This window comes from Fuerstiella marisgermanici (assembly GCF_001983935.1).
GTDB classification, from domain to species: domain Bacteria; phylum Planctomycetota; class Planctomycetia; order Planctomycetales; family Planctomycetaceae; genus Fuerstiella; species Fuerstiella marisgermanici.
Map to the genome: position 1 here is coordinate 8,725,807 of NZ_CP017641.1, position 14,087 is coordinate 8,739,893.

Sequence of the window (14,087 nt, forward strand, 5' to 3'; positions counted from 1 at the left end):
CACTCAAATGTCCGCAGGCAAATGGCAAATTCGAGGCGAATCCGAATTCGTCCTGCCTCGCGTGGCTTGGACCGCCGTCTGTTTTGCACTCGGAATTCTGCTGGGCTCCGTTGTTCCTCATCAGCCTTTTCTTCTACTGTTCGTCACCATCGTCTGGATCAGTGCGGCGTGGGTTTTGCACCGACGTCGAGCAGACGTGGCCGCCAACATCTGCCTGTTGCTGGCCGTTGTTTTGCTCGGAGCCAATCGCTGGCAACTGTCTCAGCATTCGACAACGAAAACGATCCGTAACTTCGTCGACGACCAACCGGTGCTGGCGACCGTGTACGGCGAGGTGGCTTCGCTGCCGTCTGCCCACGTGAAGCCGTCCACCGCGCATTCGGCCAGACTGTACGGCTCTCCTCAGCAAACACGATTTCAACTGCAATGTCGGCACATTGTCGTCGGTGGCCAACCGCATGCTGTCGGCGGCCGATGTCAGGTTTATCTGGATGGTGATGGCAGCAGCGTGGTGTCGTGGGGTGATCAGGTTTCGCTAACGGGAAAGATTGACTGGCCGAGTTCGCCGGGCAATCCGGGAGAGCTCGATTTCGCTCGCCTGCTGGAACGAAGACAGATTTCCGGGCTGATGTATGTCCGCCATCCGGACGCTATTGAAATGAAGCGGCCGGTTGGGCGTCTGAATCCGGTTTCGTGGTTGAACAGCCTGCGCCGGGAGGCTCAGGCAGTCCTTGTGCGAAACGTTGATCGCGAAGTGCGGCCCATAGCGATGGCCCTGCTGCTGGGCGAAAGGAATCAGCTTCCGGGTGACGTAGAAGACGCATTCATCGCCAGTGGCACAATGCATCTGCTGGCAATTTCCGGGCTACACGTTGGGATTTTGTGCTTGTTTCTGCTGCGGTTGCAGAACTGGTTGCTGGTGCCTCGGCGTCGAGCGTTGCTGCTGACTTTGCTGATCGCGGTTACATACGCTTTCGTCACCGATCTGCGACCATCGGTAGTGCGAGCGACTCTGTTTTTCGCGGTGTTCGTGGCGGCTCAATTGTTGCAGCGCCGTCAGGGGATGGCGGGACTGATTGCCGTTACAGCTTTGATAATGCTGCTGTGGCAGCCGCATCTGGTTTTTGAAACGGGCGCATGGTTGTCCTTCCTGTCTGTCGCCGCGCTGGGATGGGTAGACGCGCGAGCATCGTCCAACGTCGAGAACAGCGACGTTCCGTTTGATGCGTTAACCGTGTGGGACCGGCTACGAGAAATGGCCGGGCGGTTTCGGAAGTGGTTGACGCATCGCTACCTGCAGATGTTAACCATTCTTGCCCTGACGACGCCGATTGTGGCGACCACGTTTCATGTGATTTCGCCGGTGGGAATGATCGTAAACGTCCTTCTGATTCCGGCGACGGCTTTGGTGCTGTGTGTGGGATTTGTCACGATGTTCGTCGGCCTGCTGTTTCCCATGGCAGCCTCCACGTTTGGCGTCGCGTTTTCGTTTTTGTTGCGAGCGTTGATGAGCGTCGTTGATCTGTCATCAGAAATTTACATCGGCCATCTGTACGTGGCCAATGCTCCGCTGTGGTTCGTTCCGGCCTACTACCTGCTGCTGTTGGCTGCGATTGGGACTCACCGCCTGCCGCAACGCATGCTGGCGATTTCTGCAGTTTTCGTAATCGTAATTGCAGCCGTTTCAGCGACCCATTCTTCCGATCGGCCTGAAGGGCTTCGATGTACGGTTTTGGACGTTGGTCATGGCAGCGCGGCCGTTCTGGAATTTAGTAGCGGACAGGCGATCTTGATTGACGCCGGAGCCATGAATCGCGGTGAACGAGCGGCCGAGCAGATCTGTTCCTTCCTGTGGCATCACGGCATTGAGCGTCTGAACGCCATTGTCGTTTCGCATGCGGATATGGATCACTACAACGCAGTGCCTGCGATTCCGAGTCGGATTCCGGTCGCGGAATTGATTACTTCGCGCCAGGTAGCGCAATCGGATTCGTGGTCTGTGCAGGCGTTTCTGGATGCCGTCGATAGAAATAGAATTCCGATTCGCATGGCAGCGAGCGGACTGACGTTGAATCATGCCGGTGCTCAGATCCGACTGCTTCAGGCGGACGAATCTCAATTGCCAAAGGACGCGGATGACAATGCGGGCAGCCTTGTCGTTGTGGTCGAATTCGCAGGACGTCGCATTATTCTGCCAGGCGATCTGGAATTTGAGGGGGCTCACGAATTGCTACGCGGCCTCGCTCCCACAGATGTGTTGGTTAGTCCTCATCACGGCGCCACCTCTGCAAACAGTGAGCAACTGGCGGAGGTCGTGAAGCCTCACTTTGTGATCGTGAGTGCGCGTGATGCGACCAGCCTGGAACATCTTTCGACCGTGTACGTCGCAGCGCAACGTATCTATCACACCAGCGAAAGCGGCGCGACGAGTGTTGAGATCAGCGGCGACGGCAAACTGACTGTCCAGGAACATCGCCCTTCCGCACACTGACCGGCGGACGCTTGGGAGGCGATGTACAAAACCACAGCAGTCGCAGGTTTGGATGGCGTCGATCATCTCAAATCGAGCGAACCGACTCACAATGACCTTTCGATCCTGGACGAGTAGGGTAAACTCGACCTACGGCGAGGACCGAACTGCAAGATCACTCGATAAGGCGGGACATGACCAGCGATACCGACGACGTAGACGACCGCGACCTCCTGGAATTGCTGACCGAATACACCAGCAAGTGGTCAGAGCTATTAGACGCAGACAAGCCTTCTGCAGCGAAGGTCACGAAGTCCGTTCTGAAATCGGTGACGGCAGAACAGAATTCGGCGATCCGCGTCGCGTTGTCAAAGATCGACGAAGAGCTCAATGTTCAGCATGCGAATGCTGCCGAACAGACTGTCATCGGCGCTGTCGCTCAACCTCGACCTACTGACAACGATAACAGTGACACAGAAGCGATCCCGGGGAAGCAGCGTCCGCCGGTTGAAGAATCCGTAGACGTCGGCGCGACGTTGATCGGTGGCACTGAGATCCAAAGTGAAGACGATGCCACATTTCTTGGGCCGATCAACGATGCTGGCGAATCAGCTCTGCACGACACATGGATCACGCCAGCCGCTCATGATGGCACTGAGATTCCAGCGGCCGTGGGCAACTACGACATTCACAGCGTTCTTGGACGCGGTGGTATGGGCATCGTGTATCGAGCTCGCCAGAAGGGCCTGAAACGCGACGTCGCTTTGAAGATGATACTTTCAGGTGGCCACGCCAATCCGGAACTGTTGTCTCGTTTTCGAGCAGAAGCGGAAGCCGTTGCCAAACTTCAGCACCCGAACATCGTGCAGATTTTTGACATCGGCGAACAGGACGGACTGCCATACTTCTCACTGGAATTCGTCGAAGGCCAGACTCTGGACGAGTTTCGCAAGGGCGAACCGGTCGACGAGAAAGAGGCTGCTCGGTTGATGGAAATCATCGCGCGAGCAATGCACTTTGCTCATAACGCGGGCATCGTGCATCGAGACTTGAAGCCGGCCAATATCCTGCTGACCAAAGATGGCGACCCGAAGATTACCGACTTCGGTCTGGTCAAACGAATTGAAGCGGACGAAGATATTCAGAGTCAGACGCAGGCCGGTTCTATCATGGGAACCCCGCACTATATGGCTCCGGAACAGGCGTGGGGGCACACCGACGTGGCTCAGCCTGCCGACGTCTGGGCGATGGGGGCGATGCTTTATGCACTGCTGACCGGGCGTCCGCCGTTTGCGGGATCCAGCACGATGGATACGCTGACGATGCTGAAAGACAAGGAACCTGTCACTCCCAAAGAACTGGTTCCCAAACTGGGCACGGACCTCGAAACGATCTGCCTGAAGTGCTTACAGAAGGACAAGCAAAAGCGGTACGGCACGGCAGAAGAACTCGCTGACGACCTCCAGCGATACCTCGGCGGTCTGCCGATTTTGGCTCGCCCAATCAGTCGTACAGAACGACTGTGGCGGTGGTGTAAACGGAATCCTGTGATCGCAACTTCACTCGCCACAGTGGCCACCGTGCTGATCGCGGCGACCGCTTTTTCGACGGCTGCGGCCAAGTCAGAAGCGATCGCTCGCAAGGATGCGGAAGAGAAACGTATCTACGCAGAAGAAAAAGAAAAAGAGGCTAACGACAACGCCTTGCTGGCCGTCGCCAACGAAAAGAAGGCTTTGCAGCAACGCACGGTGGCTCTGGGTGCATTCAATACGGCGGTCGAATGGGCCGGAACCGATCTGAAGAATGTGCCCGGTACTCAGCCCTTCAAAAAGCGACTGTTCGGCGCGGCTGTGGAAGGGCTAAATCGCCTGTCGGAAATCGCGGGCGACGACCGCCGTGATCTTGCCATCGCACGAGGCTACGCTAAGGCGGGCGACGGGTTTCTTGAGGTTGGTCAGGCCAAGGACGCGAAGTCTCAGTACGAAGTCAGCCACGAAATTATTGAGCGGCTGGCGAAGAACGAACCAGATACGGCAGACCAGATTCACTTCCTTCGACTGGGCCGGTCGTTTCGAAACCTCGGCAGAGCAGAAATGAGTCTGTCGGGGCCGAAAGAAGCGTTGGAGTGGCACAAGAAGGCGGCGGCGGTCCGGGAGAAAGCATTGCCGCTGCATGACGATCCGCTGTTCGTAAAACGCGAAATTGCGGAGAGTCTGGCGGACCTTGGTCGTGCGTACCTGGAGCTGGGAAACGCGGCCGACGCCGAGACCGTGCTGGCTAAATGTGCCGAGTACCGGCAGCAACAGTTGAAGGTTACGCCGGACGACACAAATGCCATCAAAGACAACGCAGGACTGCTTCGGCAGTTGGGTCACCTTCAACTGGGACTCGGGAGGGTGGATCAGGCGATTTGCAGCCACGAGTCGGCAGTGACGATGCTTGAACCCCTGACTCAGCGAGAATCCGCTTCATCAATCGATAAGATGAATCTCGCTTTGTTTCGCAGTGATCTGGCCGATGCTCAATTGATCGGCGATCAAAACGAAAACGCGATCGGGAACTATCTTCTGGCGGCGGAAGCGATTCGCGGTGTCCTTGAGAAGAACCCGAAATATATCACGGGCAAAAAGTTCCTCGCGGGGGCGATGTACGGAATGTCAGTCGCAGAGACTCGGCTAAACAAACCGACAGCGACCGAACGTCTGAACGAATGCATCACGTTGCGACGTGAAATCTGCGAAGAAGCACCGTCGAACAAGGAATTTCAGCGAGCTTTAATGCAGGCGCTGGCACGAGCTGGCGAATCAAAAGAAGCGCTCAGCATCGCAGAAGCTCAGCTTCAGGAGTTTCCGGACGACGGCGGGGTGCTGTACCAGGTTGCGTGCGCCTTTGCACTACTGGCGGGCGCTGATGATGCATCAGAAGAAGCCAGATCAGAAAATGGCGATCGAGCCATCGCGACATTGCAATCGGCCATCGACAACGGGCACGAGGGCCTGGCTTTAATGGCCATTGACCCCGACCTTGCCTCACTTCGCGATCGAAAGGACTTTAAGTCGTTGTTGGCCGGGGCTGATGCCGATCCTGCTGACGACGTTGATGATCCAATGCCGTAGCATTTGGGGATGTTGAATGGCTTATGCCACTGGCGTAAGCAAATCATACTTCAGCAGCCACGCCACCGTGGGGCGGATCTTTTTTTCGTGAACGCCAGCCTTCGCCAACACGCCGCTTAATTGGTCCAGAGTTTGAGGTTCAACGGCAGCCCGCAGTACCTTCGTTAGCACTTCACCGTTTGTGCAGCGGGTCTCCGGCTCGTGCGTCATCATGCTCAGCGACAAAATCGAACTCAATTCTGCAACGGCATCGGGCTTCGATTTGATCCTGGTTGATCCGTTCAGCCATTGAGTCGGGTAGCTGGCAAACGACACGTCGACCGACGGGTATGCAGCAGGACGTTGACGAAAGTTCGGAACGTGCCCAGCCTGTGAAAGTGCTTTCGACGCGGCATCGAGTTGCTCGATCTGCGACTGCCACATTGCTTCGTACTGGCGAATCACGTGGCTCCAGTCAAACATGGCGACAGCTCGCTGCCGCCCTGCTCTGCCCAATCGAGTTCGCAGTTGCGAATCTTCGCACAAGGCAGACAATGCCTGCGCCGCAGCGTCGGAACTAACGGTGACGGCCTGAGTGGATCGGGCCAGGAAATGGTCGTAATTGATTTCGCCGATCAGTAGCCTCGACGTGAGATCCGGCAGAGTGTTTTCGACGCTCCATGTGGGAATGCGGAAGCCGGTTTCGCCGTCGACAACGAGGTCGCGGTAGCCGTTCCAGTCTGACGCAATCACCGGCAGGCCGCTGGCCATAGCTTCGACAATGACCAAACCAAACGTTTCCTGAATGTTGTCAACCAGCGACAAAAAGATGTCTGCTGCGTGCCACACACCGAAGCGCCGAGCGGAATCGAGCCCGTCGATAAAGTCGATTCTGACGTTGGGAGCGATCTCTGCCGCCGTTTTGTGAAAGGCTTTCGCTAGTGCGTCCGAATGGCTCCACCCACACATCAGCAACCGTATTCGTTTACTTCCCGCGCTAGCCGCCTTGGCTACCGCACGAAACATGGGAAACGGATGAGCCTTTGCGTGATGCGACAGGCGGCCCACAAACAGCACGGCAACTTCGTCATCCTCAATCTGCAGCGCTGCACGTTGGTCACGCCGTTCGCTGGGAGTGGCGGGGCGAAACTTCTGTGTGTCCACGCCCAGCGGAATTGTTTCCAGCCCAATCTTTGACGTTGGGTGGCCGCCGTGCCGTTCCTGCAAATAGTCGGCGAACGTGTCCGTTACGGTTTCTACCATCCTTCTGACGGCGGTCGACGTACAGATCAGCCTGTCGTATTCCTCCCACGGATCTGTCACCAACCCACGCAGCACTTCAACGGCTCGCGCGGTGCACAGTGTGTGAGTCACTCCGGAAAACGCGAGGCGATGCGGAGTATTGGTTTGGCGAGCCCACGCGTAGGCTGGATTCGGCGGGTTCGGAAAGTGCAGTAGTCGCGCGGGAGGATTGGCCAGAAATTCATCGTGGAATTTCGCCGCAGAAAATGTCCGCAGGCGACGTTGAACGGACTGGCTGGACGGATGTGTGCGGCAAAATTCCTTTAGCAGTTCGTCTGCACCACTTCCCGCAGTGAGTGCAACCGTTTCGGACCAACGTCCATGGCGCAGGTAAGCGTCCAGAAACTCTTTGCCAGCGACCTGTCGCCCCATAAGTCCGGCTGGCCCACCAGACTTATTGGGCGCAGAAACGGTCGTCGATTCGACGTACCCACCCTGATCGAAATAAAGAGCAATCGGCTGCATCGCCGTCTTGTACCAAAGCACGCGGCTTGCGGCGAGACAGTGCGATCACTGCCGTAATTGTGCAGGTCCCCCGGATAGCAGCAAGCTTTTCACTGCTATCCGTGTGGGGCAAGCGCAGCATGGGACAAGTACAGCCGAAGGCCGTTTGTGATGACGGCTGTTTTTCGGTAACAGAAGCAAAGTGGCGTCTGTTACATGCGTTCTACTTCAACAGGAAGTCGCGGCGTTGCTGGAAGAAGCTGCGGAGTGCTCGTGATGGTTCTTCACCATCTGCGTTCACTTCGTCCGCTGAGGTTGCTTTTTCGAAGGCGGCCAGTGACGTCAGCTTGCGAGTGTCTGCAGCCACTTCGTCGTGAATGAGTTGTGCCTGCCGAGCGACAACCGGCCCGATGTTCTTCCAGTCCATCGACTTTTCAGCGATTTGATGGACGTATTCCAGGTAGCGTTCTTTTAACTCGGGGACCGCCAGTAAACGACTTCGCAGCGGCATCCGAGGATTGTCAATTCCGACCAGAGGATCGAGATCGACGCCACCATGTCCCGGCCCGCCAGGACCTCCTCGACCGCCGCGTCCACCGGGAGGACCGAAACCGTCCGGCCCGCGACCTCCGCGATCTTCACGATTGCCTCGGCCTTCACGGTCTCCGCGTCCATCGCGATCACCGCGTGGCGGTGGGTCTTGTCCGTCGCGACGGTCGTCAAATTCCGGTCGTCGTTCGGGACGTTCGCCGGACGGACCAAATTGACCTTCTGGTGATGGGCCGAATCCGGGGCCACCTCCGGGCGGCGGCCCAAACCCGCGCGGCGGACCGCCACTTTGGAACGCTTCATTCATGTCGTGAGGGATGATGTGAAATCGGCCATCTTCGTTGCGGAAAATGCTGTAGTCGCTTGCACGAGTCCAGTAGCCATCGCTGTTAACCAGGGCGACGTCCAGTGCGAGAAACTTCAGAACGCCTTCGATGTCCAGCATCGGTTCCAGCGCGGTTTCCAATTGTTCAAGTGGGGTTTCGTTCAATGTCCGGCAGAGTTCCACTAACGCATTCCACTCCTTCTTGCCGTCGTTCGATTTCATATCGAAGCGACTCTTGTATTCTTCCAGGCTGTCGCCCAGATACCGAAGTCCGCCATCACCGTTGGGGCTGCCTTCGACTTTCCAGCGAGTTCCCTTGGATGGCTTGTAGTTTTCTTTCAGGAATGTTTTGTCGAACTGCTGTGCGTTCACATACACGCCCCAGCTTTCGCCGTTGACGACGACTCGCACGTGGTTCGCCTTCGGGGCCGGAACGTATTGCCGAGCGATTTCGGAATACAAAATGGTACTCATCATTGAGGCGTCGCCGTTGCTGTTCAGCAGGTTGAGTGTCTTATATCCGTACAGTCGCTGGTCTTCGTCGGCCATGTCGACGGAGATGTTAAACGAACGTTTGCTACCGGTCGGCACCATTCCGTAGGACGACTTGCCGCGAAAACGAACGCCCACGTTGGGATAAGTTTTTCCGTCGACCATCATTGTTGCGGCGACATCGACGTCCGTTCCGTGGAATTCTTCGAGTTCTTTTTCCCAGTCGTCGTTGGCGAAGGTGAGAAAGATTGTTCGCAGCACCTTTGCTTCGTACAGATCCGCGTCTTTAATTGGCTCAACGTCTTCAGGAGACACCTTGGGCCCCGGTGTTGCAGGTTCGCGCTGACCGCGCCCGCCTGGACCACCCCGGCCACCTGGCCCGCGTCCGGGAGGACCAAAGCCGCGACCTCGCCCGCGTTCTGGTTCGGGCTGAGACTTCAGAAATTCGCGAGCCGCCGCACGTTCTGTGTCGTTTAGCCAACCGTTGTCATCTTTGTCGAAGTCTTTGACAAGCTTACGATCTTCGCGAGGACCGCCGGGCCCCCCCGGGCCAAATCCACCACGGCCGAACCCGCCTGGGCCACGATCATCAGCGGCACGCTGGTCGTCTCTTGGCGGATTGCCATCCCGAGGTGGTTGAGCGGCCACAATGCCGATCAGGCACGCAAGGCCAACAGCAGTCGTTATTTTCCACGGAAATGTATTCATGGTCGCAGGTTCTCTTTTCGTTTCTGAAAGATGATTTCTCTATACAGAAGTCGCTCAACAAATGACCCACCCAAATGGGAGCACGGTTCATTCGAGGATGGCCGGTCCTGGACTGAGCGAGCTGAAGGAAACCTCGGGAGGTTCACTCGTTCCTCGCTCCAACCCCGGCCAGCCACCTCAGTCTCAATTCCACAAGTGTCTATTTTGTTTTTTCAATTGGTCCGGCGCCGCCTTTTGAGTCGGTGGAGAAAGGTTCCTGGGGCGAGGCAGTGGAGTGGATTTTGCCGCCCAGGATCATCGTCGCAACTCAACGCTTTGAACGGGTTCGATGCGAGTGAGTTCTTCGATAAGGTCTGTTGGCTTGACGTTTGGTTTCAAACGGACTTTGTATTTGAAGTCGAAAACTTTGCCACGCTGGCCGGTCGCTCCGGACACGAGTTCAAACTTTTCCACGTATCTCTCGAACACAGATTCGTAGGAAGCATCTGGATTCGATCCCGCGGTGACCCGCAACGCCAGCTTCGAATTGGTTGTCACCCAGCAACCGCTGCTGCTGGCAGATGGTTTCACCAGAAACGCAGCAATGCCGACAACTACCATCCCAATTCCCGCGACGGGCATGCGGCCCGCGCCCACTGCCATACCAGTCAATACGGCGAAGATCACGAAAGCAATGTCGTGAGTGTCTTCCACAACGGTTCGGAACCGTACGATCGACAAGGCTCCGACCAGTCCGAAGGCCCATGCCACATTCTGGCCGATGATCAGCGGCAGCAACGCACACAAAATCGACAGTAGCACCAGCGTCGCGGGGAATGTCGGCACGATGATTTCACGCGGCCGAACAAGTCGATAGATCCCGGCGATCATAAAGCCGCTTAGTAGAGCCATCGCCAGGCGGACGCCCATTTCCGGGACGGGCAGGTCGGACGTTCCATAAAGACTTTGTCGCAGCCATTCCGGCATGAAGGGGGACTCCGCAAATGTTGGGTAGCCAATCGCACAGAAGGCAATGCGTGAAGAACGGTCAAACAGGGCCAGAGAAAATGACAAAAATCATTCAGGCAGCAAAGATCGCTTTATCAAAACCAAAGCGACGAGACGCACGAATCCAGGGGCGGTCTGTCTGACGGTTAACCGTCCGAAGACTGGTTGGCCAGGATGCGGAATGGTGCTTGGATCTCAGTACATTGAGGAGATCGCGTGATCATTCACGGATCGCTGCCGCTGCCCGCACTTCGATTTGACGCATTCGCGGATCGTCGGCTGGCATGAACCCTGTGAGTAGCACGGAGGCTTCGGCGTGCAGGAGCTTGACTTCGATCCAGTCGAACCATGGAAACGGCATCGTGCCGACCGGGCCGTTCAGCATTTCGTCGGTCCAGCCGCTAATCGATTCCGCAGACCTCGCGAAGGCTTCCCGTGCTTCTTCGGCCTGGCCGTTTCGGTGGAGAGCCATCGCAAAACCTGGGTAGACGATATTGCGAGCAAACCAGCCCTGGTCGTTCAACGCTTCTCGAAAACGTTCGATCGCTTTTGGAAAGTTTCCATCGCGATAGTGAGCTAGGCCAGCGATATACGTCACGGCTCCAAAGGGATGATCCACGCGCCGGCTGCGTCTCAAGTCATCTCCGCGTGGGGGGCCAAGAAGGTGTCCCATCGCCGATTGCCCCGGTGGATCAATTCCCCTGCGATCACCACCTGGCCTTCCACGACTTATTCGATTGTCAAAGCCGCCAGGACGCGGTGGACGACGTTCTTCGCCGTAACGATCTGGGTGCGACGCCCGTGACAGTAGGTATTCGGCCTGACTTGCCAGCTCCGTCGTATCGACGATCGGTTGTTGAGCCATCACGTAGCTGCGGATTTCTGCAATCGATATTGTTGCTGAATTTTGCTTCGCCAGTTCCAGCATACTCTTGCAGTAGTCGCGATAATTTTCTTCATCGCCAGTGTACAGGAACAATTGCGCAATGCCCCAGTTCGCGGGGTTGTTGGGAGGCACCCCAAGTTTTAGAGCGCGAGCAAAATCAGCCGCCGCAGGTTCCCATAATCCAACCTGAACCTGCAACGACGCTCGTTCCAGCCATGCATTGTAGTAGTTTGGTTGGACCTCGATCGCGGCAGTGTAGTCGCTGAACGCGGGCGACAACCGACCAGCATCTGCGTGAGCTCGACCGCTGGTGACCAGAATGTTGGCCTGCTTCAGCCGGTCTGCGAATTCTTCAATCTGCCTTTTGGCCAGGGTCGCTTCGTTTTCAGCCTGAACCGCATCCCGCAGAGCGACCTCCTTGGCATTGCGCTCGGAAATCGCCTTCGCGGCCTGCCATACGCTGATTCCAATTCCCAACAGTAGCGACATCGCCACCAGGGACGCGGTGATGAGTACAACTTTGTTTCGGCGAGCCAGCTTCTTCAGTCGATAAAGTTGCGATGGGGGTCTCGCTTCGATCGCATCGTTGCTGAGGTATCGTTTTACGTCGGCGGCTAAAGAGCCCGCAGATTCGTAGCGTCGCCGCCGATCCTTTTCCATTGCCTTCATCGCGATCCAGTCCAGATCGCCTCGCACCAGGTGCGGAAACTTCACGGCAGGACCAGTTCGGACGGTTTCAATGGTGGAGGCCAGCTTGCCCAGCGTCGTTAAACGGTCGCTCGGGCGTGGCGGTTCTTCTTCTTTGATGATGCGTCGCAATTCGTCGTACGTTGCACTGTTCATGCGATTGCCGTCGAACGGAGTCGTGCCGGTCAGCAGTTCGTACAACAGAACGCCCAACGAATAGATATCGCTGCGAGTGTCCACGTCCAGGCCACTCATTTCTGCCTGCTCGGGACTCATATACAGCGGAGTTCCAATCATTGCGGTAAAGCGAGTATAGATCGTCTTGTCAGTCAGTCGTTGCCCGATGGCTTTGGCAACACCGAAGTCAATCACCTTGACGACTGGCTTGCCGTCGTGGGAGGTCACCAACACGTTGGAAGGTTTGATGTCTCGGTGGATTATTCCCTTCTGGTGAGCGTGCTGGACCGCCTGACAGACGGTGATAAACAGTTCAAGCCGAGCCTGGATGTCCAGATTTTGTTGATCGCAAAATTTCGTGATGGCGATCCCACGCACAAGTTCCATCACGAAGTAGGGCCGCCCGGTTTCCGTGGTTCCCGCGTCGTAGACGGCAGCGATGTTGGGGTGATCCATCATCGCGAGTGCCTGACGTTCTGCTTCGAACCGAGCTACGACTTCCTTCGTGTCCATGCCGGGCTTCAGAATTTTCAATGCCACTGTTCGTCGAACGGGCTCCGTTTGTTGGGCGACAAAAACGAGCCCGAATCCGCCTTCGCCGATCTGTTCCATCAGCCGATAAGAATCAACAATCGTGCCTTCATCTTCGGTGATCGCTGTTTCTGTGATCAGCGTGTCTTCCAGCAAGTCGCCGTCGACAGGTCTCCATTCGGCAACCGGCGCATCCAGAGGATTGTCGGCGGTCTCATGCGCGTTCAGCAACTGCCTGACAGACGCCTGCAGTTTATCGTCGCTGCCGCACGCTTCGGCCAGAAACTGATCGCGGGCTTCGGCTGACTCATGATCAAGAGCCTGCAGAAAGATCGATTTTTCGGTGACTTCGGACATGGCGTGGTCAGCAGTTTGGTTAGGAATGCACAGCAGAAAACTTCACGCCGCTATCACTTCGTCGCTTCACTGATTTCTGCTCAACCGTGACAGGGCGTCATCGACCTCGTAAGAAAATCTCGAGAACCACTGAGCCGAATCCGCATTGGTGCGACGGCACAGCGGAGAAACGCGAGATACGTTGGTCGTCTGCTATCAATGCGAAAACTGCGTCGACGTCGGGCCACAAATTTTACGACTTGTCATCCTCGGCACCATCCATGGCTCGCTTCAGCCACGCTCGAGCATACGCCCAGTTGCGTTTTGTTGTGCGAGGGGACACTCCCAGCACTTTCGCGGTTTCCTCAATCGTCAGACCCGTGAAATAACGCAGTTCTACCATGCGAGCCATGTCTGGTTCGACTTCCGCAAATCGAGTCAACGCTTCGTCCAAAGCCAGCAGCGTGTCGCTGTTGTCCGGATGCAGCACGGCATCGTCGTCTCGCAGATCATGTCTTGCCTGATCGCCCCCTCGTTTGGCACTATTTTTCCGGCGAGCATTGTCGATCAGAATTCGCCGCATCGCTTCTGCGGCCGCTGCAAAAAAGTGGCCACGGTTGTCCCAATCCTGCCCGGACTCACTTCCGACCAAACGCATGAAGGCTTCGTGGACCAGGGCTGTCGGTTGCAACGTTTGCCCGACGGCTTCCTGAGACATGCGACTGGACGCCAGCTTACGAAGTTCTTCGTAAACCAATGGCAGCAACTGATTCGCTGCGTGAGGATCCCCGTCTTCAATGCGACTCAGAATTTGTGTGACATCACCTGACACCAATGCTGCCCTCTCGAATAAACATGCACACAAGTGCTTTCAGAACCGCCCTGCTCTTCGCCACGATCGGAGCCCTTTTACGCTTTTTCGCTGATCATAGGACCGTTGCCGAGGCTCCTTTGCAGAGAATGTTGCATTTTCGCAACCAGTCATAGAAACGCATTCGCCCAACGCTGGCACTGGAATGTGTGCAGCGGGCCGACGGAAAAGTTTAGCCACCTGAGCTTTTGCGAGATACGCTGCGGCAAAATCCCTTTGCTTGGCAA

General features: G+C 56.5%; 7 protein-coding genes. 2 read left to right on the forward strand and 5 right to left on the reverse strand.

Annotated elements, in window-relative coordinates; translation table 11 throughout:
* Positions 1-7: 7 nt before the first annotated feature.
* Both Fuma_RS33045 and Fuma_RS33050 read left to right on the forward strand, forming a co-directional pair.
* Positions 8-2,491 carry a DNA internalization-related competence protein ComEC/Rec2 gene (locus tag Fuma_RS33045; RefSeq protein ID WP_077027874.1) on the forward strand — a complete coding sequence of 828 codons (2,484 nt, stop codon included), beginning with the start codon at positions 8-10 and terminating at the stop codon, positions 2,489-2,491.
* Positions 2,492-2,664: 173 nt separating this feature from the next.
* Entirely contained in the window at positions 2,665-5,586 is a 2,922-nt protein-coding gene (locus Fuma_RS33050) for a serine/threonine-protein kinase (protein WP_077027875.1), read from the forward strand.
* Between the two features lie 21 nt (positions 5,587-5,607).
* Here Fuma_RS33050 and Fuma_RS33055 read toward each other — a convergent pair whose 3' ends face one another.
* From Fuma_RS33055 to Fuma_RS33080, 5 genes are all read right to left on the reverse strand, one after another.
* Positions 5,608-7,332: a glycosyltransferase family 4 protein gene (locus tag Fuma_RS33055; protein ID WP_077027876.1), complete on the reverse strand. Its 1,725-nt coding sequence runs from the start codon at positions 7,330-7,332 to the stop codon at positions 5,608-5,610.
* 202 nt (positions 7,333-7,534) lie between these two features.
* Complete coding sequence (locus Fuma_RS33060; protein ID WP_077027877.1) at positions 7,535-9,385, reverse strand: CotH kinase family protein; 1,851 nt, start codon at positions 9,383-9,385, stop codon at positions 7,535-7,537.
* 294 nt (positions 9,386-9,679) lie between these two features.
* Positions 9,680-10,438, reverse strand: a complete 759-nt coding sequence (locus Fuma_RS33065; protein WP_145944507.1) for a DUF4956 domain-containing protein — start codon at positions 10,436-10,438, stop codon at positions 9,680-9,682.
* Between the two features lie 154 nt (positions 10,439-10,592).
* The gene (locus tag Fuma_RS33075; protein WP_077027880.1) at positions 10,593-13,010 is read right to left on the reverse strand and encodes a serine/threonine protein kinase; all 2,418 of its coding nucleotides are present in this window, start codon (positions 13,008-13,010) and stop codon (positions 10,593-10,595) included.
* Between the two features lie 232 nt (positions 13,011-13,242).
* Positions 13,243-13,821, reverse strand: a complete 579-nt coding sequence (locus Fuma_RS33080) for an ECF-type sigma factor (protein WP_077027881.1) — start codon at positions 13,819-13,821, stop codon at positions 13,243-13,245.
* Between the last annotated feature and the right edge of the window lie 266 nt (positions 13,822-14,087).

Bases quoted from the DNA above. Each gene is read 5' to 3' on its own strand.
- Fuma_RS33075 (WP_077027880.1), bottom strand. From the start codon at position 13,010: ATGTCCGAAGTCACCGAAAAATCGATCTTTCTGCAGGCTCTTGATCAT.
- Fuma_RS33055 (WP_077027876.1), bottom strand. From the start codon at position 7,332: ATGCAGCCGATTGCTCTTTATTTCGATCAGGGTGGGTACGTCGAATCG.
- Fuma_RS33045 (WP_077027874.1), top strand. From the start codon at position 8: ATGTCCGCAGGCAAATGGCAAATTCGAGGCGAATCCGAATTCGTCCTG.
- Fuma_RS33050 (WP_077027875.1), top strand. From the start codon at position 2,665: ATGACCAGCGATACCGACGACGTAGACGACCGCGACCTCCTGGAATTG.
- Fuma_RS33060 (WP_077027877.1), bottom strand. From the start codon at position 9,385: ATGAATACATTTCCGTGGAAAATAACGACTGCTGTTGGCCTTGCGTGC.